Here is a 21,717-nt window from a genome sequence, read left to right as displayed (position 1 = left end):
GCGACGATGAGAGCATCCCTGCGCAAACGCACCGCTGTGCCCGAAGCCGGCGTCGTCGCCGGTCCGGCCCGAGTCGACCCACGCACTAAGGGCCTCACCAAGCGGTTGCGACCGGGCGACATCGCCGTCATCGACCACCTCGACCTCGACCGGGTCTCCGCCGAGGCCCTCGTCGCGTGCCAGCCCGCTGCCGTCCTGAATGCCGCGCGCTCGACCTCGGGCCGCTACCCGAACCTCGGCCCGGAGATCCTCGTCGGCGCTGGGATCCCGCTCGTCGACGACCTCGGTGCGGACGTCATGTCGCTCACCGAGGGCCACCGGCTCCGCGTCGTGGACGGGTCCGTCTTCGAGGGCGAGACTCTCGTGGCCGAGGGCGTCACCCAGACCGCCGAGACGGTCGCGGCGGCCATGGAGGAAGCGCGCGCGGGACTGTCGGTCCAGCTCGAGTCGTTCGCGGCGAACACCATGGACTACCTGCGACGCGAACGGGACCTCCTGCTCGACGGGGTCGGCGTGCCCGACATCCGCACGGAGATCGACGGCCGACAGGTGCTGATCGTGGTGCGCGGCTACCACTACAAGGAAGACCTCGTCACGCTTCGCCCGTACATCCGCGAGTACCGTCCGGTACTCATCGGTGTCGACGGGGGAGCGGACGCCATCCTGGACGCCGGCTGGCGCCCGGACATGATCGTCGGCGACATGGACTCGGTCTCCGACCGTGCGCTCACGTGCGGTGCCGAGGTGATCGTGCACGCCTACCGTGACGGCCGGGCCCCCGGGCTCGCCAGGGTCGAGCAGCTCGACGTCCCGCACGTCGTGTTCCCGGCCACCGGGACGAGCGAGGACGTCGCGATGCTCCTCGCCGACGACAAGGGTGCGGAGCTCATCGTCGCCGTCGGGACGCACGCGACGCTCGTCGAGTTCCTGGACAAGGGGCGCTCAGGGATGGCGAGCACGTTCCTCACGCGCCTGCGTGTCGGGAGCAAGCTGGTCGACGCCAAGGGCGTGTCGCGGCTGTACCGCAACCGGATCTCGAACGTCCAGCTCACGCTGCTCGTCCTCGCTGGGCTGCTGGCACTCGGTGTCGCCCTGGCATCGACCGCCGCCGGGCAGACGATGATCGGCCTGATCGGCGCTCGCGTCGACGACATGACGTCGTGGGTCCGCGGCCTCTTCGACGGGCTGTGACCATGCGCACGACCCTCGACGTCCACCTCTTCCCCCAGCACCTGCTTCCGGCCAGCGCCGGGCCTGTACCCGACGGAGACTGCGCACGATGATCGACTTCCGCTACCACATCGTCTCGCTGATCTCGGTGTTCCTGGCTCTCGCCGTGGGCATCGCGCTCGGCGCGGGACCGCTGAAAGAGACCATCGGCGACACCTTGACCGGCCAGGTCCAGCAGCTGCGCGACGAGAAGGACGCGCTTCGCGCGGAGCTCGACGGCTCGACGAGCGACCTGAAGGACTCCGAGACCTACATCGATGCGGCCGGTCCGCAGCTGCTCGACGGTACGTTGACGGGCCGCCGGGTCGCCGTGATCGTGCTGGGCGACGTCCCGGAGGCCACGAGGACGGCCCTCGACCAGCGGCTCGACCAGTCCGGCGCGAGCATCACGGCGCACGTCACCCTCACGGACATGTGGACGGATCCTGACGTGCGGACGTTCCGGCAGGCGCTGGTCGGGTACCTGAACCCGTACCTCGACCCGGCACCCCCTGCGGATGCCGGGGTTGAGGCTGACCTCGCGTCCGCGCTCGTGCAGGCACTCGTGACGGCGGACCCGGCCAACCCGGACGTGCTGTCGAACGACGCCGGCACGCTGCTGGACGCGCTCTCGTCGTCCGAGAACAAGGACCAGCCGCTGGTCACCGTCTCCGGCGAGGTGACCATGCCTGCCGACGCCATCGTCGTGGTGGCCGTCCCCGTCGAGCCGGTCGCCGATGGAGCGACGCCGTCGCCCGAGCCGGCCGAGTCCGTCGTCGCCGCCCAGCTCGCGGTGCTCAGCGCCGCGCAGGAGCTCTCGACGGGCGCGGTGCTCGCCGACGGTCCGCGCGCTGATGACGCCCTGACCGACGCGATCCTCGCCGACGGCGACCTCGCTGCGGCGCTGACCACGGTGTCCGGCACCGACGTGGTGACCGGGCAGATCAACGTGCCGCTCGCGCTGGCCAACCGGATCGCCGGGGTCAACGGCCACTACGGGTTCGGTGAGAACGAGACCCCGCTTCCTGCAGCGGTCAAGCTGCCGCCCGTGAGCCGGACCGCCGAGGTCCCGGAGGCCGCCGCGGGAACTGCCCCGTGACGCCGCGCCTGCTCAGACGGACAGCCGCCGCCGCGGTCGCAGGTGTCGTCACGTCGGTCGTCCGTGGAGTCTTCGACGGGCAGGCGCCCGGAGGTCAAGCACGGTGGACACGGACGAACCACCGTGGTGAGCCGGTCAGCATGCTCGAGGGGCCGTCGGTCGCTGCGGGGCTGCTTGCCGGCGTGCTGGTCGGTGCGCCCTCCCCGCGCGCCGCTGCCGCTCTCACCGTGGCGACGGCTGCGGGCGCGGCCTTCGGTATCGCCGACGACCTCGGGGAGGACACCGCTGACCGGCGCAAGGGTCTGCGCGGCCATCTCGGGGCGCTCGCTCACGGCAAGGTCACGACAGGTGGGCTCAAGGTGCTCGGCATCGGGGTCGGCGCCCTGGTGGCTGCCGCCCTCGCGACGCCGGGGCGCACTCCCGGGGGAAGCAGGCGGTCGACTGTGGGGTGGTTGGTCGACGTGGGGAGCTCGGGAGCGCTGATCGCGTCGAGCGCGAACCTGGTCAACCTGCTCGACCTGCGACCCGGGCGCGCGCTGAAGGCGGTCGGCCTCGTGGCTGCTCCGCTCGCTGTCGCCTCGGGTGCCGGGGCCGGCGCGGCGGCCGCGGTGCTCGGTGCCACGGGTGCCGCGATCGACCAGGACCTCGCCGAGGCCGACATGCTCGGCGACGGAGGAGCGAACGCGATCGGCGCGACGCTGGGAACGGCCCTCGTGCTGTCGGCGCCCCGTCCGGTCCGGCTCGGGGTCCTCGCGGCCGTCCTGGGCCTGACGATCGCCAGCGAGAAGGTCAGCTTCACCAAGGTCATCGAGCGCACTCCGGTGCTGCGTGAGCTCGACGCCTGGGGACGCCGCCCCGCGGACGTACGGGCGTGAGTCCCACCGCCCGGCGCGCGGCGACCGGCCTGGCCGGTGCGGCCGCGATGATCGCGGTCATCACCGTGGTCAGCCGGCTGCTCGGCTTCGGGCGGTGGATCGCGCAGCTGCACTGGGTCGGCTTCGGGTCGATCGGTGACTCGTACAACGCTGCCAACACGCTGCCGAACGTTCTCTTCGAGGTCGCCGCGGGTGGGGCCCTCGCGGGTGCCCTCGTACCCGTCCTGGCCGCACCAGTGGCGCGCGGCGCACGCAAGGACATCGACAAGACCGTCTCGGGGACCCTGGGCTGGACCCTGCTCGTCCTGGTGCCTCTGGCGCTGCTGCTCGCGCTCCTGAGCAACCCGATCGCGGACCTGCTGACGTCTGCGAACCCCGAGCAGACCGAGATGGTCCAGTTCTTCTTGCGGGTGTTCGCGATCCAGGTACCCATGTACGGCGTCGCGGTCCTCCTCTACGCGGTGCTGCAGGCGCACAAGCGGTTCTTCTGGCCGGCGTTCGCACCGATCATCTCGACCGTCGTCGTGACAGCGACCTACGTCGTCTACAGCACGATGTCGAACGGGACGACGTCCAGTCCTGATGCCCTGGACCCGGGTGCCCTCGAGTGGCTGGCCTGGGGGACGACGCTCGGCGTCGCGGCGATGTGCTTCCCGATGTTCTTGCCTGTCCGCGCCCTCGGTGTCCGGCTGCGACCGACCCTGCGCTTCCCTGCGGGAGTGGCCCCGCGCGTCCGGTCGCTGGCGCTGGCCGGCGTGGGTGCCGTGGCGGCGCAGCAGATCGCCCTCCTGGTGGTTCTGTGGGTGGCGAAGAACTGGGGTGCCGAAGGCACGTTCAGCACGTTCCTCTACTCCCAGCAGGTCTACCTGCTGCCGTACGCCGTCCTCGTCGTGCCGCTGGCCACGTCGACCTTTCCGCGGCTGGCCGCCCGTGCCAGCTCCGCAGACCGTGGCGGCTTCGCTCGTCTGGCTTCCGGCACGGTCCGCGCGGTGCTCGCCGCGGGAGCGATCGGCGCGGCCGCGGTCATCGCTTCCGCGCCCGCGGTCGCCCGCTTCTTCTCGGCTGTCGCGCACGACGATCCCGCGCTCATACCGACGATGACCGCCGCACTCACGTGGATGGCCCCGGGCCTCGTCGGCTTCGCGGCACTGTTCCACGCCTCGCGATCGCTGTACGCGCTGGAACGCGGGCGCGCCGCCGTGGTGGCCAACTCGGTCGGCTGGGGTGTCATGGCGGCCGCCGTCGTCGCGTTCGTCGGCCTCGGCATCCCGTCCGACACTGACGCGGGGACGCTGGCGGGCATCGGGGCGGCGAGCAGCCTCGGGATGTTCGTCGGGGGAGCCGTCGCGCTCGTCGCGCTCGGACGGGCCGCGGGCTGGGCGGCCCTCCGGGGGGTGCCGCGATCGACCACGGTCCTCGTCATTTCCGCAGCGCTCGGTGCGCTCGCGGGCCGCTGGGTGGCCGACGCGGTCCAGGTGATCGGCGGTGAGGGAGGACTCACGGCGCTCGGCGCGGCCGCGGGTGGCGCGCTCGTCGCTGCGCTCGTGGTCGGCGCCGGCCTGCTCGCACTGGACCGGGCCGTCGTGCGCTACGTGCTCCAGGTCGAGCGGGAGCCACTGCCTGCCGTCGGTCCCCGGGTGCCTCGCGGACCCGACGGACCTGACGTGTTCTGACTCACCCTGCGTGGCACTCGGGGAACGGCGAATGGTCCGGTAGGTTGGAACCCCGTGACAGAGCGCGCGCATCGACTCTCCGGGCGGTCGGAATCCACGACCCGGCACATCTTCGTCACCGGGGGTGTTGCGTCCTCCCTCGGTAAGGGTCTGACAGCCAGCAGCCTCGGGCGGCTCCTCCGCTCTCGTGGCCTGAAGGTCACGATGCAAAAGCTGGATCCCTATCTGAACGTGGATCCCGGCACCATGAACCCGTTCCAGCACGGCGAGGTCTTCGTCACCGAGGACGGAGCCGAGACGGACCTGGACGTCGGGCACTACGAGCGGTTCCTCGACGTCAACCTGGTGGGCTCGGCCAACGTCACCACCGGCGGCGTCTACTCGTCGGTGATCGCGAAGGAGCGACGCGGCGAGTACCTCGGCGACACGGTGCAGGTGATCCCGCACATCACCGACGAGATCAAGTCGCGCATGCGGTCGCAGGCCGACGAGGACATCGACGTCATCATCACCGAGATCGGCGGCACGGTCGGCGATATCGAGTCGTTGCCGTTCCTCGAGGCCGCCCGCCAGGTGCGCCACGACCTGGGCCGCGCGAACGTCTTCTTCCTGCACGTCTCCCTCGTGCCCTACATCGGCCCGTCGGGCGAGCTCAAGACGAAGCCGACCCAGCACTCCGTCGCCGCCCTGCGCAGCATCGGCATCCAGCCCGACGCGATCGTGCTGCGTGCCGACCGCGACGTGCCCGAGGCGACCAAGCGCAAGATCGCCCTCATGTGCGACGTCGACGTCGAAGGTGTCGTGACCGCCAAGGACGCGCCGAGCATCTACGACATCCCGCGCGTCCTGCACAGCGAGGGCCTCGATGCCTTCGTCGTGCAGCGGCTCGCTCTTCCGTTCCGCGACGTCGAGTGGAAGGGCTGGGACGAGCTGCTGCGGCGCGTCCACGAGCCCGCGCACCGCGTCGAGGTCGCACTCGTCGGCAAGTACATCGACCTGCCTGACGCGTACCTGTCGGTGACCGAGGCACTGCGGGCCGGTGGGTTCCACCACGACGCCAAGGTGATCATCCGCTGGGTGCGGTCGGACGACTGCCAGACTCCCGAAGGTGCCCGGCTCGCGCTCGAGGGTGTCGACGCCGTCCTGATCCCGGGCGGTTTCGGGGTGCGGGGGATCGAGGGCAAGCTCGGTGCCCTGCGCTGGTCCCGCGAGAACCTGGTGCCGACGCTCGGCATCTGCCTGGGCCTGCAGTGCATGGTCATCGAGTACTCGCGCACGATCCTCGGCCTCGAGGGTGCCTCGTCCTCGGAGTTCGACACGGACCCGGCGCACCCCGTCATCGCCACGATGGCTGAGCAGCACGCGTTCGTGGCCGGCGCGGGCGACCTGGGCGGCACGATGCGGCTTGGCGCGTACGACGCGCTCCTGACGCCGGGCTCCGTGGTCGCCGAGACGTACGGTGCGAACAAGGTCTCCGAGCGGCACCGCCACCGCTACGAGGTGAACAACTCCTACCGGGACAAGCTCGAGGATGCCGGTCTGGTGATCTCGGGCGTCTCGCCCGACACCTCGCTGGTCGAGTTCGTCGAGCTGCCGCGCGACGTGCACCCCTACTACGTGGCAACCCAGGCCCACCCGGAGTTCAAGTCGCGCCCGACACGTGCGCACCCGCTGTTCGCCGGACTGGTCGGCGCCGCGCTCGCGCAGCGGGACGACGAGGCCTGATGCCGACGCAGGAAGGGCCGCTTCAGGACCTGGTGGCGCCTCGGCCCGTCATCGAGCACAGGCGGATCCACGCGGGCAAGGTCTTCGACCTCGACGGTGACGTGGTGGACCTGGGGGACACCCAGGTGCTCCGCGAGTACGTCTCGCACCCCGGCGCCGTGGCGGTCATCGCCCTGGACGACGAGGACCGGGTGCTGCTGCTCTCGCAGTACCGGCACCCCGTGCGCTCCGAGCTCTGGGAGCCGCCCGCCGGTCTTCGGGACGTGCCCGACGAGCTCTTGGTGGTCGCCGCAGCACGTGAGCTCGCCGAAGAGGCAGACCTGCAGGCCGCGTCCTGGTGGCGGCTCGTCGACTTCTACACCACCCCGGGCGGCTCCAACGAGCGGATTCGGGTGTTCCTCGCCCGCGATCTGACCCCGGTCGCGGACTCGGACCGGTACGTCCGGACAGACGAGGAGGCCGGCATGGTCCCGGTCTGGGTCCCGCTCGACGACGCCGTGGATGCGGTACTCGGTGGACGTCTGCACAGCCCGACTGCTGTCACAGGCGTACTGGCGGCCGCCGCCGCTCGTGGCCGCGGCTGGTCGACGCTCGAGTCTGTCGCGTGGCCGGTCGAGACCCCGGGCGTTTCCTGACGAGTTGCTGAGCCGGCGGTTCCGGCGAGCGGCTCGGGTCGTCCTGGTCACGCCGCGTCGCTCGCCGGTGAGTCGCTCAGGTCGGACCGTTCGAGGACGTGACGCCGCCCGCCCTCGGTCGAGGGTCGGGTGGCGTCGTCGTTCCCGGTCGGTCAGCGGCTCGCCGACTTGCGGTACTGCATGTTGGCCAGCGGGACGAAGATCGCGAGGATGATCGCGATCCAGATCGACGTGTAGGTCACGGGGTTCTGCAGCGACCACTGCGTCGGTTCGGGCACACCGGGTGGGATGTTGCCGAACAGCTCACGGGCTGCCTGCGTCACGGTCGAGACCGGGTTCCAGGCCGCCAACGTCTGCAGGACGGGCGGCAGGGTGTCGAGCGGCACGAAGGTGTTGGCGACGAACGTGATCGGGAAGATCACGATGAATGCGGCGTTGTTGACCACCTCGGGGCTCGGCACCAGCATCCCGATCCACGCCATGATCCAGGAGATCGCGTACGCGAACGCCAGCAGCAGGGCGAAGCCTCCGAGCGCCTCCGCCGGGTTGGTGTGGATCCGCCAGCCGACGAGCAGTCCGGTGAGCGACATGACGACCAGGACGAGGACGTTGTTGAGGACGTCCGAGACGGTGCGCCCGGTGAGGACCGCGGACGGAGCCATGGGCAACGACCGGAACCTGTCGATGATGCCCTTCTTCACGTCGTCGGCCAGCCCTGCGCCGGTGATCGTGGCACCGAAGATGACCGTCTGCGCGAAGATCCCGGCCATCAGGAACTCTCGGTAGGACTGGCCGTTGCCGCCTCCGATCGCGCCGCCGAAGACGAACGAGAAGAGCAGGACGAACATGATGGGCTGGATCGTGGTGAAGACCAGCAGGTCGGGAACCCGCTTGATCTTGATGAGGTTGCGCTTGGCGACGACCGCCGCATCCGCGAACACGTAGGGGACGCTCATGAGCGTGCTCCTTCCTTGATCTTGGCGGTGTCGTCCTCGTCCTGCTCGGTCGCGTGACCGGTCAGGGACAGGAACACGTCGTCGAGCGTCGGCCTGCGCAGCCCGACGTCGTCCAGACCGATCGAGGCGGCGTCGAGGATCCGCAGCGCCTCGGTGAGGACCTCCGCGCCCCCGGCGATCGGCATGACGAGCTGCCGGCTCCGTTCGTCCAGGGCCGCCTTGCCGACGCCTCGCGGTTCGAGGAGGTCGCGGGCCTCGGACAGTCGGGACCCGTCCTTGACGGTGAGCTCGAGCCGCTCGCCGCCCACCTGGCTCTTGAGCTGGTCCGATGTCCCCTGGGCGATGATCCGGCCGTGGTCGATGACCACGATCTCGTCGGCGAGCAGGTCCGCCTCCTCGAGGTACTGCGTGGTCAGCAGGAGCGTCGTGCCACCCGCGACCAGCCCTTGGATGACCTCCCACATGTCGGTGCGGCCGCGAGGGTCGAGGCCGGTCGTCGGTTCGTCGAGGAAGAGCACCGGGGGGTCTGCCACCAGCGCGCCGGCGAGGTCGAGCCGACGTCGCATGCCACCGGAGTACGTCTTGCTCGGCCGGTCGCCCGCATCTTCCAGTCGGAAGGCGGCGAGCAGCTCACGAGCCCTCTCTCGCGATCTCTTGGCGCCCAAGTGGTACAGCCGCCCGATCATGTCGAGGTTCTCGTACCCCGTGAGGTACTCGTCCACTGCGGCGTACTGACCGGACAGGCCGATGAGCCGACGGACCGAGCGCGGTTGCGCGATCACGTCGACACCCGCCACCTGGGCGGAGCCGGAGTCAGGTTTGATGAGGGTGCTCAGCACCCGGACGATGGTGGTCTTCCCAGCCCCGTTCGGGCCGAGCAGACCGAGCACGGTGCCCTTCGGGACCGTGATGTCGACGCCGTCGAGCGCGATGACGCTTCCGTACGTCTTGACGAGGCCGCGTGCGGTGATTGCGGGTGCCGAGGTTGCAGGGTCCATCTGACGAGGCTATGAGCACCCTGTGACACGCGGAAGGCGATTTGCCCTATCTCGGAGCAGCCACGGTCTCAGCAGGCGCCCCTGAGCGAGAACGTGCGGGGCCGCGACCGCGGGTCGTCGAGACGAAGAACGTCACCGAGGTGGTCAGCAGGGCCGCGCCGAGCATGTGCAGGTTGACCAGTGCCACGGGAAGGCCCGTGAACAGCTGCACGTATCCGACGAGCCCCTGGCCGAGCGTCACCCCGAGCAGAACGAGGGCAGCCGTCCACGTGCGGCCACCGATGCCCGAGCGTCGCAGGAGGACCAGGATCGCGACCAGGACCGCGATGAACGCCCAGACGGACGCCGCGTGTGCCTTGGCCACGAGCCAGGGGTCGACGTCGAACCGGTAGCCGACCTCGGAGTCGCCCGAGTGCGGACCAGCCCCTGTGACGACGACACCGAGCGCGACGACGACGACGGTCAGCGCGACGAGCACGCCGGTGAGGAGGCGCAGCGTGCGGTCGACGAGGTGCACGGCGGGAGCGTCACCCTCGCGCGTGCGCGCCACCAGCCAGGCAGAGAACGCGACGAGCCCCATCGAGATGAGCAGGTGGCTGCCGACGATCGCCGGGTTGAGGTCGTAGATGACCGACAGTCCACCGATCACGGCCTGCACGAGCACTCCGAGGACCGGCACGAGGCCGAGAGCGCGGTACGACCACGGCCGTCGGTTCTCGCTCACGACGAGCACCGCGACGACCAGCCCGATGACGACCAGGACGGGCGCGACCATCCGGTTGCCGAACTCGACGTACGGGTGGAACGACGACTGGGCGTGCAGCACGGGCGTGAACTCGCCCGGCTCGCACTGCGGCCAGCTGGAGCAGCCGAGCCCCGAGGCGGTCAGCCGCACAGCCCCGCCGGTGACGATGATGACGATCTGGCCCACCAGGTTGGCCACCACCGCGGTCCACGCCCACCGGTCGCGCAGCCGCTCGAACAGCGGCGGCCGGGCCTCGACGGTGGGGGACGTGCTCACGTGGACAAGCGTACGGTCGCCCCCGGGGTGACTCTCGCCCGCGCAGGAGCGAGGCTGGTCACAGTCAGTGCCAGCGGAACAGCCGCGACGCACCCCAGCCGAGGGCCGCGGTCCAGCCGACGAGCACGACGACGGACCAGGCGGGCAGGGAGCCGTGCCAGAGGGTCTCGCGCATCGCGTCGCCGAGTGCCCCCGACGGCAGGAGCAGCGCGATGTGGGCCATCGGGCCCGGGAGCCTGTCGGCCGGCACGATGACGCCACCGGCCACGGCGAGCAGGAGCAGCACGAGGTTCGCCACGGCCAGCACGGCTTCGGCGCGGAGCGTCCCCGCGACCAGGAGCGCGAGCGACGTGAACGCCGCGGTGCCCAGGACGACGGCGACGACCGCGAGCAGCAGCCCGGCCCGGTTCGGTTGCCAGCCGAGCACCAGTGCGGTCGTGGTGATCACGACGACCTGCACCACCTCGACCGCCAGGACGCCCAGGATCTTGCCCGCGAGCAGTCCGCCTCGACCCAGGGGTGTGGTCGACAGCAGGCGGAGCACGCCGTTGCGGCGGTCGAATGCCGACGCGATGGCCTGCGAGGTGAAGGACGACGTCATGATCGCCAGCGCGAGCACGCCGGGCGTGAAGAAGTCGACCCGGCTCATGCCGTCGGTGTCGAAGGTCAACCCGGTGGCCTTCGTGAGCCCGACGAGCACGAGGACCGGGACGATGATCGTGACGAGCAGCTGCTCGCCGTTGCGCAGGATCGCTCGGGCCTCGAAGCCCGTCTGGGCGAGGACGCGGCGGGGTGCGGGGGCGGCGCCGGCGCTCGATCGGGTGCTCACCGCAGGCTCCGTCCCGTGAGGTCGAGGAACACGTCCTCGAGCGTCCGCCGTCCGACCGTGAGCCGGGTGACCAGCGCGTCACGGTCGGCCAGCCAGGCGGTCAGCGTCGCGACCGTGGACGGCCCGACGTTGCCGACGACCGTGTACGCCCCCGGGGTCGGCTCGGTGACGGTGAGCCCCAGCAGGTCGCCGAGCCGGAGGCCGGGGGTCGACTCGAACCGCAGGGTCCGGTCGTCCGACGACGAGACGAGCGACGGCACCGTGCCCGAGGCGATGACGGTGCCGTGGTCGATGACGACGACGTGGTCGGCCAGGTCCTCCGCCTCGTCCATCAGGTGCGTGGTCAGGACGACGGCGACCCCGTCGTCGCGCAGCTCGCGGACCAGGTCCCAGACGGCATGGCGGGACTGCGGGTCCATCCCGGCGCTCGGCTCGTCGAGGAACACGAGCTCCGGCTTGCCGATGACAGCCGCGGCCAGTGCGAGCCGCTGCCGCTGCCCACCGGACAGGCGGCGGACCGTGGTCCCGCCGAACGAGTCGATGCCGAGCCGCTCGCTCAGCTCGGCGGTGTCACGGGGCTCCGCGTACATCGTCGCGACGTGCGCGAGCATCTCGCGGGCCTTGATCGCCGTGGGCAGCCCGCCGTCCTGGAGCATCACGCCGACGCGGGGCCGGAGCTCGCGGGCGTCGCCCACCGGGTCGAGCCCGAGCACGCGGACCGTGCCGCCGTCGGGCTGCCGGAGACCCTCGCAGCACTCGATCGTGGTCGTCTTGCCGGCGCCGTTGGGCCCCAGCACGGCGGTCACCTGGCCGGGCAGCGCGACGAGGTCGATCCCGTCGACGACCGCACGCGAGCCGTAGCGCTTGACGAGCCCGGAGATCTCGAGCGCGGGGGAGGCGGGCACGAGAGGGGAGTCTAGGTGGTGGGCATGGCCAGCGGCGTGGGCGCGGACGGCGTGCAGTCGGTCACAGTCGTCGCAGAGAAGGGTGTCCTTGCTTGCAGGGATGGATATTGGCAACAAGTATGTTGCCAATATCGAGGGTGCTGCTCTGCACCCGATGTTGTCCCTGGAGTCCCCGAGGAGGTGTCATGAGCGCGACGCTGCCCGTCGAGCACACCGACATCTCTGACGCGGGTACGCGCAATCGGGTGCTGCAGCTGATCGCCTCCGCCGGGCCCGTCTCGGCGGCCGAGCTCGCCGCGCAGCTCGACCTTGCCCCGGCAGGGATCCGCCGACACCTGGGCCTCCTCGAGGAGGGCGGGCAGATCGCGGTGCACGACGCTGCGGGTTCCGCACCCAAGGGCCGCGGCCGGCCAGCCCGCCGGTACGTCGTGACCGCTCACGGGCAGGACGCGCTCTCGCACCGCTACTCCGAGCTCGCGTCGCAGGCCCTGCGTTTCCTGGCCGAGACGGCGGGGCCTCAGGCGGTTGAGGGGTTCGCCGAGCTGCGCGTACGCGAGCTCGAGGCGCGCCATGGTGCCGCGGTCCAGGCTGCAGGCGGCGATCTCGCCGCACGCGTCCGGGTCCTGGCCGACGGCCTCGCGGCCGACGGGTACGCCGCCTCCGCCCGACCTGCGCCGGGCGGCTACGCGATGCAGCTCTGCCAGGGGCACTGCCCCGTGCAGGACGTCGCGCACGAGTTTCCCCAGCTGTGCGAGGCCGAGGCCCGGGCGTTCTCCCGGATGCTCGGCGTGCACGTGCAGCGCCTCGCGACGCTGGCCGGCGGCGGCCACGTCTGCACCACGAACATCCCCCTGACGAATGCCCCTGCCCACCCCGTGCTCTCCGTGGAAGGACACTCAGCATGAGTGCACAGACCGACAGCTCATCTGCCGCAGCGCCGCAGATGACCCAGGACGAGGCCATCGCCTCCATCGGGAACTACAACTACGGCTGGCACGACGCCGACACCGCCGGATCGGTGGCCACGCGTGGCCTGTCCGAGGCGAAGGTCCGGGAGATCTCCGCGCTCAAGAACGAGCCCGCGTGGATGCTCAAGACGCGCCTGAAGTCGCTGCGCCTGTTCGACAAGAAGCCCATGCCCTGGTGGGGCTCGGACCTGTCGGGCATCGACTTCGACAACATCAAGTACTTCGTGCGCTCCACCGAGAAGCAGGCCACCAGCTGGGAGGACCTGCCCGAGGACATCAAGAGCACCTACGACCGCCTGGGCATCCCGGAGGCCGAGAAGCAGCGTCTCGTCGCCGGTGTCGCCGCGCAGTACGAGTCCGAGGTCGTCTACCACCAGATCCAGGAGTCGCTCGAGGAGCAGGGCGTCATCTTCCTCGACACCGACACGGCTCTGAAGCAGTACCCGGAGATCTTCGAGCAGTACTTCGGCTCGGTCATCCCGCCCGGCGACAACAAGTTCGCCTCGCTCAACACGGCCGTCTGGTCGGGCGGCTCGTTCGTCTACGTCCCGCCGGGCGTGCACGTCGAGATCCCCCTGCAGGCCTACTTCCGCATCAACACGGAGAACATGGGCCAGTTCGAGCGGACGCTGATCATCGCCGACGAGGGCTCGTACGTGCACTACGTCGAGGGTTGTACAGCTCCCGTGTACTCGAGCGACTCGCTGCACTCCGCGGTCGTCGAGATCATCGTGAAGAAGAACGCCCGGGTGCGGTACACGACCATCCAGAACTGGTCGAACAACGTGTACAACCTGGTCACCAAGCGGGCGACCGCGGCCGAGGGCGCCACCATGGAGTGGGTCGACGGCAACATCGGCTCGAAGGTGACCATGAAGTACCCGGCCATCTACCTGATGGGTGAGCACGCGCGCGGCGAGACCCTGTCGATCGCCTTCGCGGGTGCCGGCCAGCACCAGGACGCGGGCGCCAAGATGGTGCACGCCGCGCCGCACACGTCGAGCTCGATCGTGTCCAAGTCGGTGGCTCGCGGCGGTGGCCGCACGTCCTACCGCGGCCTGGTGCAGGTGCTCGAGGGCGCCCACCACTCCGCGTCGAACGTGCTGTGCGACGCGCTGCTCGTCGACCAGATCTCCCGCTCCGACACCTACCCGTACGTCGACGTCCGCGAGGACGACGTGTCGATGGGTCACGAGGCGACGGTGTCGCGCGTGAGCGAGGACCAGCTGTTCTACCTGATGTCCCGAGGCATGCCCGAGACCGAGGCCATGGCCATGATCGTGCGCGGGTTCGTCGAGCCCATCGCCCGCGAGCTGCCCATGGAGTACGCCCTCGAGCTGAACCGCCTCATCGAGCTGCAGATGGAAGGGGCCGTCGGCTGATGACGACCGCAACAGACTCTCTGTCGACCGACCACACGAAGGCGGTCGCCGACGGGAGCCACACCCACGGCGTCGGACCGCTCCCTGAGGCCTCCCGGGCGTCCCGGCCCACGTCGTTCGACGTCGCCGACTTCCCCGTGCCGAACGGGCGCGAGGAGGAGTGGCGGTTCTCGCCGATCGACCGCCTCGCGCCGCTGTTCGCCGGTGCGAGCGACGGCGTCCTGTCGGGTCACGGGGTGCTGACGACGGTCGTCGAGGCGCCCGAGGTCAAGGTCGAGATCGTCGACCGAGGGGACGCCCGCCTGGGGACCGCCGGCACGCCGGGTGACCGCACGGCCGCCGTCGCGTGGGCCTCGTACCCGCGAGCGACCGTCGTGACGATCCCGAAGGAGGCTGTCGCCTCCGAGGTCACGTCGATCCGGGTGGAGGGAGTCGAGGGCGGCGCTCAGGCCCTGGAGCCCAGCGCGACCCACCTGCTCGTGCACGCCGAGGCTCTGTCGCAGGCCGTGGTGGTCATCGACCACGTCGGGCACGCGGCGCTCACCGAGACCGTCGAGATCGTCGCCGACGAGGGTGCGCACCTGACCGTCGTCTCCGTGCACGACTGGGCCGAGGGATCCGTCCACGCCACCAGCCATCGCCTGCGCATCGGCCGCGACGCGACCGTCAAGCACATCGCCGTGACGCTCGGCGGCGACGTCGTGCGCATCACGCCGGACGCGGAGTTCGTCGGTGAGGGCGCGACCGTCAAGATGCTCGGCCTGTACTTCGCCGACGCCGGTCAGCACCAGGAGCAGCGGCTCTTCGTCGACCACGCGGTGCCCAACTGCGTCTCGCGCGTGACCTACAAGGGCGCGCTGCAGGGCGAGGGTGCGCACACGGTGTGGGTCGGGGACGTGCTGATCCGCGCGGCCGCGGAGGGCACCGACACGTACGAGCTCAACCGCAACCTCGTCCTGTCCGACGGCGCGCGCGCCGACTCGGTTCCGAACCTGGAGATCGAGACCGGTCTCATCGAGGGTGCCGGTCACGCGAGCGCGACCGGTCGGTTCGACGACGAGCAGCTGTTCTACCTGCGCGCTCGTGGCATCCCCGAGACCGACGCCCGTCGCCTCGTGGTCCGCGGCTTCTTCGCGGAGCTCATCCACGAGATCGGCGTCCCGTCCGTCGAGGAGCGCCTCATCGGAGCGATCGAGCGCGAGCTCGAGAAGTCCATGAGCGTGCTGGACGGCACGGCCGACGCCCACGTCGAGGGTTCCGAGGTGGGCCTCACGACGGACGGCGCATGAGCGCGCAGCTGGCCTGCTTCGAGGAGGACGTGCCCGTCGAGGGCACGCTCCGCGTCGAGCTCGAGGGCGAGAGCGGTCCGGTCGAGGTCGCGATGGTCCGCGACGCTGCCGGTGAGCTGCACGCCATCAGCGACATCTGCTCGCACGGAGCCGTCTCGTTGTCCGACGGCGAGGTGGAGGACTGCACCATCGAGTGCTGGCTCCACGGCTCCCGCTTCGATCTGCGCACCGGCAAGCCCACCGGGCCGCCCGCCGTGCGCGCCGTCCCTGTCTACCCCGTGACCGTCGACGGCCAGCGCGTGCTGGTCGACGTCGACGCGCCCCTCTGAAACGAAGGAACACCGCATGTCCACCCTGGAGATCCGCGACCTGCACGTCAGCGTCGAGACGAAGGAGGGCCCCAAGGCCATCCTGCGTGGCGTCGACCTGACGATCGCGAGCGGCGAGACCCACGCCATCATGGGCCCGAACGGCTCCGGCAAGTCCACGCTGGCCTACTCGCTCGCCGGCCACCCGAAGTACCAGGTCACCAGCGGCACCGTGACGCTCGACGGCGAGGACGTCCTCGCGCTGTCCGTCGACGCCCGCGCGCGCGCCGGCCTGTTCCTGGCGATGCAGTACCCGGTCGAGGTGCCCGGCGTCTCGGTGAGCAACTTCCTGCGGACCGCCAAGACGGCGATCGACGGTCAGGCGCCGCCGCTGCGCAGCTGGGTCAAGGACGTCCGCAAGGCGATGGACGACCTGCGCATGGACCCGGCCTTCGCCGAGCGCTCCGTCAACGAGGGCTTCTCCGGTGGTGAGAAGAAGCGCCACGAGATCCTGCAGATGGAGCTCCTCAAGCCGAAGTTCGCGATCCTCGACGAGACCGACTCCGGCCTCGACGTCGACGCGCTGCGTGTCGTGTCCGAGGGCGTCAACCGCGTCAAGGAGAACCCCGACGTCGGCGTCCTGCTGATCACCCACTACACGCGGATCCTGCGCTACATCACGCCCGACTTCGTGCACGTCTTCGTCGACGGCAAGGTTGCCGAGGAGGGTGGCCCCGAGCTGGCCGACCGCCTCGAGAACGAGGGCTACGACCGGTTCCTCTCCACCGCGACCACCATCGTCTGAGAGCTGCCATGACCAGCACCCTCGAGGTTCCGGCCCGGACGCTGAACGCGACCGAGCTGGCCGCCGTGCGCGCGGACTTCCCGCTGCTCGCGCGGACCCTGCGCGGCGGACGCCCGCTGGTGTACCTCGACTCGGGGGCCACCTCGCAGAAGCCCGAGGTGGTGCTCGATGCCGAGCAGGACTTCTACATCCAGCGCAACGCCGCCGTGCACCGCGGCGCGCACCAGCTGGCCGAGGAAGCCACGGAGGCGTTCGAGGAGGCGCGTCACAGGGTCGCGTCGTTCGTCGGCGTCTCCCCGGGTTCGCTGGTCTGGACGTCGAACGCGACCGCGGGGATCAACCTCGTCGCGTACGCCATGTCGAACGCGTCCCTCGGCCGTGGGGGAGAGGCTGCGCGGCGGCTCGCGATCGGTCCCGGTGACGAGATCGTGGTCACCGAGGCCGAGCACCACGCGAACCTGGTCCCCTGGCAGGAGCTCGCCGCGCGCACGGGTGCGACGCTGCGCTGGATCGGGGTCGACGACGACGGGCGGATCCGGGTCGACGAGCTGGACACGGTCGTCACGTCGCGCACCAAGGTGATCGCCTTCACGCACGCCTCCAACGTGACGGGCGCGATCACGCCGGTTGCGCCGTTCGTCGCGAAGGCCCGTGAGGTGGGTGCGCTGACCGTGCTGGATGCCTGCCAGTCCGTGCCGCACCTGCCGGTCGACCTGGCAGAGCTGGGCGTCGACTTCGCCGCGTTCTCCGGGCACAAGATGCTCGGGCCGACGGGTGTCGGGGCCCTCTACGGTCGCCGCGAGCTGCTCGAGGCGATGCCGCCGGTCACGACGGGCGGGTCGATGGTCGAGGTGGTCACCATGGAGAAGACCACGTACGCGCCGCCGCCGCAGCGGTTCGAGGCCGGCACGCAGATGGTGTCGCAGGCGATCGGGATGGGTGCGGCGGCGTCGTACCTCGGTGAGCTGGGCATGGAGGCCGTCGCGGCCCACGAGCACCACCTGGCGGGTCTGCTCCTCGACGCGGTCGCCTCGGTACCCGGTGTCCGGGTCATCGGTCCCACAGACACCCGCGACCGGCTCGCGACCGTCTCGTTCGTGGTCGACGGCGTGCACGCGCACGACGTGGGCCAGGTGCTCGACGACTCCGGTGTCGCCGTTCGGGTGGGCCACCACTGCGCTCAGCCGCTGCACCGCCGGTTCGGCGTCGCGTCGACGTCGCGGGCCAGCGCGGCCGTCTACACGACCGACGACGAGATCGAGGTCTTCCGGGAAGCACTTGCGGGGGTCCGGGCGTTCTTCGGTCTGGAGGTGTCATGAGTTCCCAGATGGAGCAGCTGTACCAGCAGGTCATCCTGGACCACGCCAAGTTCCCGCACGGCCGGGGCCTGGGCCTCGTCGGCGAGCACGTCGGTGAGTCGCACCAGGTCAATCCCACCTGCGGCGACGAGGTCACGCTGCAGGTCGACCTCGACGGGGGCGTCGTGCGCGACGTGCGCTGGGAGGGGCAGGGCTGCAGCATCTCCCAGGCCTCCGTCTCGGTCCTGCACGACCTCGTCGTCGGCAACGACCTGGAGACCGTCGACCACATCGGCGGCACCTTCCGTGCCCTGATGTCGGCGCGCGGCAACGGGCTCGACGACGACGCGGCCGAGGACGCCCTCGGCGACGCGACAGCGTTCACCGGGGTGGCCAGGTACCCCGCCCGCATCAAGTGCGCACTGCTCGGCTGGTCCGCGCTCACCGACGCACTCATCAAGACCGGCGCCCGTCCCACGGAGGACTCATGACTGTCACGCCCGACTCACCGACCACGGTCGCCGACGTCGAGGAGGCCCTGCGCGACGTCATCGACCCCGAGCTGGGGATCAACGTCGTCGACCTCGGCCTGATCTACGGAGTCGTGATCGACCAGACCAACACCGCGATCATCGACATGACGCTCACGTCCGCGGCGTGCCCGCTGACCGACGTCATCGAGGACCAGTCCGCGCAGGCCCTCGACGGCATCGTCGACGGCTTCCGCATCAACTGGGTCTGGATGCCGCCGTGGGGCCCCGAGAAGATCACGCCCGACGGCCGCGAGCAGATGCGGGCCCTCGGCTTCAACATCTGAGCTCCGCATGACGAAGGCCCCTGGGAGACCAGGGGCCTTCGTCATGCCGAGATCGCGGTGACCGCGCACGGACCTCAGAGGGTGTCGGCCGCGAAGGTGTCGCAGGCCTCGAGGGTTCCATGCTCATAGCCCGTGGTGAACCAGTGCTGGCGCTGCTCGCTGGTCCCGTGCGTGAACGCGTCAGGGTTGACGTCACCGCCGCCGCGCTGCTGGATGTGGTCGTCGCCGACCGCTGAGGCAGCACTCAGCGCGTTCTGCAGCTGCTCCTGCGTGATCGGGTTCAGGAACGGTTTGCCGGTGTCGGGGTCGAGCGTCTCGGTGGCGTCGCCCACCCACATGCCCGCGTAGCAGTCGGCCTGGAGCTCGGTGCGCACGGAGTCGGACTCGGCTCCGGTGCCCTGCCGGTCGGCCTGGTCCATCACGCCGGTCAGCGCCTGGATGTGGTGCCCGTACTCGTGCGCGGTCACGTACATCTCGGCCAGCGGTCCGTCCTCGGCGCCGAGCTGCGACTCCAGCTCGTCGTAGAAGCTGACGTCGAGGTAGATCGTCTGGTCGGGCGGGCAGTAGAAGGGACCGGTGGCGTTCGAGGCGGTCCCGCAACCGGTCGGTGTGGACTCGAGGACCGACACGACGCCCGGTTGCCTGAACGCGCTGGGCACCGCGGCCGCCCAGTACACGTCGAGCGACTCGATGGCGCCCTCGAGCCGGCACTCGCGGTCGGTGTTGGCCTGCGCGACGGTGCACGGCGCGAGGGTGCTCTCGGCCTGCTGCCCGCCGCCAGCCGCACCGCCTGCCACCTGGTTGACCACGTTCGCGAGGTCGTTGTTGCCGGTGGCCTGCAGGATCAGGATCAGCGCGACCACCGCGATCCCGCCGATGCCACCACCGACCGCGACACCGCCCTTGCCGGGTCCACGCCTGCGCACGCGGCCCGCATCGAAATTGCCACCCTCCTGGAACGTCATCGTCGCAACGTAGTTGCAGTGGCGACGGTCCGCTCGTCAACTGCGCAGCGGACGACCGGTCGAGTCGTGCGAGTAGGACGTCCCGGGTGAGGCGACGAGGTAGAGGATCCCCTCGATGAACCCCCAGAGCCACACGGCACCCCAGAGGATCCCGAACGTGAGGACGCCGCCGATGATCCCGACCAGGAGCATGGTCAGGCCGATGCCCGTGTAGCCCAGGTAGAAGCGGTGGATGCCGAAGCCGCCGAGGAAGATGCCTAAGAGCCCCGCAGCGATCTTCGACTTCTCGGCGGGGTCGTGCGGGTAGGGGCTCCCGTAGGGCGGCGGGTAGCCGCCGGGCTGCCCGTACGGCGGTGGCGGGTACCCACCCGGCTGCCCGTACGGCGCCTGCGGCGGGTAGGCGCCGTGGACGGGCGGCGGCGGATAGGGTCCCTGCGGCGACGGCTCCCCGGGCTGCGTGCCGTACGGCGGCGGCGTGTCGGGACGTGGCTCTGTGGGCTCGCTCATCCGACCTGCTCCTGGGTGCTCGTCTACGGTGCGCCGCTGGAGGTGGCATCTCGGCGCGCGTGGTCTCGCCGAAACTATCGCAGCCAGCGCTCGCGATCAGTCCTCGCCGAGACCCCGTGCGGCCAGCGCGTCCCCCGTCGCCCTCGCGTGGGCCACCATGCGCACCGCCGCAGGGACCAGGACGGCTCGGGGATTCCGTTCGAGACCGCGTGCCCGTGCGGCGTCGCGTGTCTCCGAGGTGGTCCGCACCAGCACCGGGACCGTGCGCAGGAACAGGCCCACGGTGAGTCCGAACAGGTCGGGGGACAGGCCGACGTGCCTCAGCGGCCGGCCCAGGCGCGCGAGCACGTCGAGCAGCGCGTCGGCCCTGGTGGTGGCCGTCAGGAGCGTGCTGACCAGGACCAGCGCGACGAGATCGAACGACACCTCGACGGCGATCTCCCACCCGCGCGCCCACCACTGGTACGCACCGATGCTCGCGGCGACCGCCAGGGTCGGTACGAGCCCGCGGGTGGTCCGGTGCCACGGGACGCCGGAGGCGACCTGCAGGAGGACCGCGACGCCGAGCGCGACGACCGCCGACCGCGGCCCGTTCACGACGGTCACCGCGACGGCGAAGCCGGCCAGGACGGTGAGCTTGAGGCCGGCCGGTGCACGATGGAGCAGGCTCGAGCCCGGGTGGTACAGCCCCAGCGGCCCCGCCCACGGCGAGCGCAGCGGTCCACGGCTCATGGCCGGCCCACGGTCATGAGGTCGCGGTAGAACCGGACGGCGGCCACAGGGTCGCCGTCGAACACGACGTCCCCCTGCTCGACGACGAGCACGCGCTCGGCGCGCAGCGCGGCGTCGAGGTCGTGCGTCACGACCACGACCTGCTGGTCGAGGCCCGCCAGGAGGGTGTCCACGACGCCGCGCCAGCGCAGGTCGAGCAGCGTCGTCGGCTCGTCGCACACCAGGATGTCGGGGTCGGTGGCGAGCACCGAGGCGAGGGCGAGCAGCTGCCGTTGACCGCCGGACAGCGAGTGCACGGGAACCTCGGCACGGTCGGCCAGACCGAAGCGCGCGAGCGCGGCCCGTGCGGCGGCGTCCCTGGCGGGGGCGTCGAGGCGCAGCCGCCGCAGCGAGAGCGCGACGTCCTCGACCGGGGTCGGCATGACGAGCTGCGCGTCGGGGTCGGTGAACATGAACCCGACGCGCCGACGTACGGCGGCCCCGTCCCGCCCGGTGTCGAGGCCGTCCACCCGGACGGTGCCCGACGAGGGCAGGACGAGCCCGTTGAGCAGGCGCGCGAGCGTCGACTTTCCGGAGCCGTTGGCGCCGACGATCGCGATGCGGCGCTCGACGAGGTCCAGGGTCACCGGGCCGAGCAGACGCACGATGCGGTCCGCACCGCCGGCCGGGTCAGGGCTGTACGCGGTGACCTGGACGTCGTCGAGCGAGATGGTCGGCACGG

General features: G+C 70.7%; 23 protein-coding genes. 14 read left to right on the top strand and 9 right to left on the bottom strand.

Annotation, left to right across the window (positions count from 1 at the left end):
* Positions 1-6: 6 nt before the first annotated feature.
* The 6 genes from steA (at position 7) to N553_RS0119195 (ending at position 7,216) form a co-directional block, all read left to right on the top strand.
* Positions 7-1,191: a putative cytokinetic ring protein SteA gene (gene steA, locus N553_RS0119220; protein ID WP_028047878.1), complete on the top strand. Its 1,185-nt coding sequence runs from the start codon at positions 7-9 to the stop codon at positions 1,189-1,191.
* Positions 1,192-1,279: 88 nt separating this feature from the next.
* Entirely contained in the window at positions 1,280-2,308 is a 1,029-nt protein-coding gene (locus tag N553_RS23765) for a copper transporter (RefSeq protein ID WP_034623467.1), read from the top strand.
* Positions 2,309-2,448: 140 nt separating this feature from the next.
* A complete protein-coding gene (locus N553_RS0119210; RefSeq protein WP_369796727.1) occupies positions 2,449-3,183 on the top strand; it encodes a hypothetical protein in 735 nt (244 codons plus the stop codon).
* Complete coding sequence (gene murJ / locus N553_RS0119205) at positions 3,180-4,856, top strand: murein biosynthesis integral membrane protein MurJ (RefSeq protein WP_028047876.1); 1,677 nt, start codon at positions 3,180-3,182, stop codon at positions 4,854-4,856. The genes N553_RS0119210 and murJ overlap by 4 nt, the downstream gene beginning before the upstream one ends.
* Before the next feature lie 54 nt (positions 4,857-4,910).
* A complete protein-coding gene (locus N553_RS0119200; protein ID WP_028047875.1) occupies positions 4,911-6,581 on the top strand; it encodes a CTP synthase in 1,671 nt (556 codons plus the stop codon).
* Entirely contained in the window at positions 6,581-7,216 is a 636-nt protein-coding gene (locus tag N553_RS0119195) for an NUDIX domain-containing protein (RefSeq protein ID WP_028047874.1), read from the top strand. The genes N553_RS0119200 and N553_RS0119195 overlap by 1 nt, the downstream gene beginning before the upstream one ends.
* Before the next feature lie 152 nt (positions 7,217-7,368).
* Here the strand turns inward: N553_RS0119195 and N553_RS0119185 are convergent, their stop codons facing one another.
* From N553_RS0119185 to N553_RS0119165, 5 genes are all read right to left on the bottom strand, one after another.
* Entirely contained in the window at positions 7,369-8,172 is an 804-nt protein-coding gene (locus N553_RS0119185) for an ABC transporter permease (protein WP_028047873.1), read from the bottom strand.
* The gene (locus tag N553_RS0119180) at positions 8,169-9,170 is read right to left on the bottom strand and encodes a daunorubicin resistance protein DrrA family ABC transporter ATP-binding protein (protein ID WP_028047872.1); all 1,002 of its coding nucleotides are present in this window, start codon (positions 9,168-9,170) and stop codon (positions 8,169-8,171) included. Before N553_RS0119180 ends, N553_RS0119185 begins: the two co-directional genes overlap by 4 nt.
* A gap of 46 nt (positions 9,171-9,216) precedes the next feature.
* Positions 9,217-10,191 (bottom strand): heme A synthase, encoded by a 975-nt coding sequence (locus N553_RS23760; RefSeq protein WP_034623465.1) that lies wholly within the window; start codon positions 10,189-10,191, stop codon positions 9,217-9,219.
* 64 nt (positions 10,192-10,255) lie between these two features.
* Positions 10,256-11,020: an ABC transporter permease gene (locus N553_RS0119170; protein ID WP_028047871.1), complete on the bottom strand. Its 765-nt coding sequence runs from the start codon at positions 11,018-11,020 to the stop codon at positions 10,256-10,258.
* Complete coding sequence (locus N553_RS0119165) at positions 11,017-11,925, bottom strand: ABC transporter ATP-binding protein (protein WP_028047870.1); 909 nt, start codon at positions 11,923-11,925, stop codon at positions 11,017-11,019. Before N553_RS0119165 ends, N553_RS0119170 begins: the two co-directional genes overlap by 4 nt.
* Positions 11,926-12,110: 185 nt before the next feature.
* Between N553_RS0119165 and N553_RS0119160 the strand changes: the two genes are divergently transcribed.
* From N553_RS0119160 to N553_RS0119125, 8 genes are read left to right on the top strand one after another with little or no spacing between them, the layout of a single operon-like run.
* Positions 12,111-12,830 carry a metalloregulator ArsR/SmtB family transcription factor gene (locus N553_RS0119160; RefSeq protein WP_028047869.1) on the top strand — a complete coding sequence of 240 codons (720 nt, stop codon included), beginning with the start codon at positions 12,111-12,113 and terminating at the stop codon, positions 12,828-12,830.
* Positions 12,827-14,275: a Fe-S cluster assembly protein SufB gene (gene sufB, locus N553_RS0119155; RefSeq protein ID WP_028047868.1), complete on the top strand. Its 1,449-nt coding sequence runs from the start codon at positions 12,827-12,829 to the stop codon at positions 14,273-14,275. Before N553_RS0119160 ends, sufB begins: the two co-directional genes overlap by 4 nt.
* Complete coding sequence (gene sufD / locus N553_RS0119150) at positions 14,275-15,564, top strand: Fe-S cluster assembly protein SufD (protein WP_028047867.1); 1,290 nt, start codon at positions 14,275-14,277, stop codon at positions 15,562-15,564. The genes sufB and sufD overlap by 1 nt, the downstream gene beginning before the upstream one ends.
* Positions 15,561-15,893 carry a non-heme iron oxygenase ferredoxin subunit gene (locus N553_RS0119145; RefSeq protein WP_028047866.1) on the top strand — a complete coding sequence of 111 codons (333 nt, stop codon included), beginning with the start codon at positions 15,561-15,563 and terminating at the stop codon, positions 15,891-15,893. Before sufD ends, N553_RS0119145 begins: the two co-directional genes overlap by 4 nt.
* Before the next feature lie 16 nt (positions 15,894-15,909).
* Entirely contained in the window at positions 15,910-16,677 is a 768-nt protein-coding gene (sufC, locus tag N553_RS0119140; protein ID WP_028047865.1) for a Fe-S cluster assembly ATPase SufC, read from the top strand.
* Positions 16,678-16,685: 8 nt separating this feature from the next.
* The gene (locus N553_RS0119135; RefSeq protein WP_028047864.1) at positions 16,686-17,996 is read left to right on the top strand and encodes a SufS family cysteine desulfurase; all 1,311 of its coding nucleotides are present in this window, start codon (positions 16,686-16,688) and stop codon (positions 17,994-17,996) included.
* Positions 17,993-18,466 (top strand): Fe-S cluster assembly sulfur transfer protein SufU, encoded by a 474-nt coding sequence (gene sufU / locus N553_RS0119130; RefSeq protein WP_028047863.1) that lies wholly within the window; start codon positions 17,993-17,995, stop codon positions 18,464-18,466. The genes N553_RS0119135 and sufU overlap by 4 nt, the downstream gene beginning before the upstream one ends.
* Positions 18,463-18,792 (top strand): metal-sulfur cluster assembly factor, encoded by a 330-nt coding sequence (locus N553_RS0119125; protein WP_028047862.1) that lies wholly within the window; start codon positions 18,463-18,465, stop codon positions 18,790-18,792. Before sufU ends, N553_RS0119125 begins: the two co-directional genes overlap by 4 nt.
* A gap of 74 nt (positions 18,793-18,866) precedes the next feature.
* Here the strand turns inward: N553_RS0119125 and N553_RS0119120 are convergent, their stop codons facing one another.
* The 4 genes from N553_RS0119120 to N553_RS0119105 all read right to left on the bottom strand — a co-directional run bounded on the left by N553_RS0119120 (position 18,867) and on the right by N553_RS0119105 (position 21,715).
* Entirely contained in the window at positions 18,867-19,757 is an 891-nt protein-coding gene (locus N553_RS0119120; protein WP_028047861.1) for a neutral zinc metallopeptidase, read from the bottom strand.
* Positions 19,758-19,793: 36 nt separating this feature from the next.
* Positions 19,794-20,264 (bottom strand): TM2 domain-containing protein, encoded by a 471-nt coding sequence (locus N553_RS25495; RefSeq protein WP_028047860.1) that lies wholly within the window; start codon positions 20,262-20,264, stop codon positions 19,794-19,796.
* Between the two features lie 96 nt (positions 20,265-20,360).
* Positions 20,361-20,996, bottom strand: a complete 636-nt coding sequence (locus N553_RS0119110) for an energy-coupling factor transporter transmembrane protein EcfT (RefSeq protein WP_034623463.1) — start codon at positions 20,994-20,996, stop codon at positions 20,361-20,363.
* Positions 20,993-21,715, bottom strand: a complete 723-nt coding sequence (locus N553_RS0119105) for an ABC transporter ATP-binding protein (RefSeq protein WP_028047858.1) — start codon at positions 21,713-21,715, stop codon at positions 20,993-20,995. The genes N553_RS0119110 and N553_RS0119105 overlap by 4 nt, the downstream gene beginning before the upstream one ends.
* Positions 21,716-21,717: the final 2 nt, after the last annotated feature.

Source organism: Cellulomonas sp. URHE0023 (genome assembly GCF_000688475.1).
Taxonomy (GTDB): domain Bacteria; phylum Actinomycetota; class Actinomycetes; order Actinomycetales; family Cellulomonadaceae; genus Cellulomonas.
This window is presented reverse-complemented; position numbering and strand designations above follow the sequence as displayed.

Coding starts and splice junctions, on each gene's coding strand:
- steA (WP_028047878.1), top strand. CDS start 7: ATGAGAGCATCCCTGCGCAAACGCACCGCTGTGCCCGAAGCCGGCGTC.
- N553_RS23765 (WP_034623467.1), top strand. CDS start 1,280: ATGATCGACTTCCGCTACCACATCGTCTCGCTGATCTCGGTGTTCCTG.
- N553_RS0119210 (WP_369796727.1), top strand. CDS start 2,449: ATGCTCGAGGGGCCGTCGGTCGCTGCGGGGCTGCTTGCCGGCGTGCTG.
- N553_RS0119195 (WP_028047874.1), top strand. CDS start 6,581: ATGCCGACGCAGGAAGGGCCGCTTCAGGACCTGGTGGCGCCTCGGCCC.
- N553_RS0119185 (WP_028047873.1), bottom strand. CDS start 8,172: ATGAGCGTCCCCTACGTGTTCGCGGATGCGGCGGTCGTCGCCAAGCGC.
- N553_RS0119180 (WP_028047872.1), bottom strand. CDS start 9,170: ATGGACCCTGCAACCTCGGCACCCGCAATCACCGCACGCGGCCTCGTC.
- N553_RS0119160 (WP_028047869.1), top strand. CDS start 12,111: ATGAGCGCGACGCTGCCCGTCGAGCACACCGACATCTCTGACGCGGGT.
- sufB (WP_028047868.1), top strand. CDS start 12,827: ATGAGTGCACAGACCGACAGCTCATCTGCCGCAGCGCCGCAGATGACC.
- sufD (WP_028047867.1), top strand. CDS start 14,275: ATGACGACCGCAACAGACTCTCTGTCGACCGACCACACGAAGGCGGTC.
- N553_RS0119145 (WP_028047866.1), top strand. CDS start 15,561: ATGAGCGCGCAGCTGGCCTGCTTCGAGGAGGACGTGCCCGTCGAGGGC.
- sufC (WP_028047865.1), top strand. CDS start 15,910: ATGTCCACCCTGGAGATCCGCGACCTGCACGTCAGCGTCGAGACGAAG.
- N553_RS0119135 (WP_028047864.1), top strand. CDS start 16,686: ATGACCAGCACCCTCGAGGTTCCGGCCCGGACGCTGAACGCGACCGAG.
- sufU (WP_028047863.1), top strand. CDS start 17,993: ATGAGTTCCCAGATGGAGCAGCTGTACCAGCAGGTCATCCTGGACCAC.
- N553_RS0119125 (WP_028047862.1), top strand. CDS start 18,463: ATGACTGTCACGCCCGACTCACCGACCACGGTCGCCGACGTCGAGGAG.
- N553_RS0119120 (WP_028047861.1), bottom strand. CDS start 19,757: ATGACGTTCCAGGAGGGTGGCAATTTCGATGCGGGCCGCGTGCGCAGG.
- N553_RS25495 (WP_028047860.1), bottom strand. CDS start 20,264: ATGAGCGAGCCCACAGAGCCACGTCCCGACACGCCGCCGCCGTACGGC.
- N553_RS0119110 (WP_034623463.1), bottom strand. CDS start 20,996: ATGAGCCGTGGACCGCTGCGCTCGCCGTGGGCGGGGCCGCTGGGGCTG.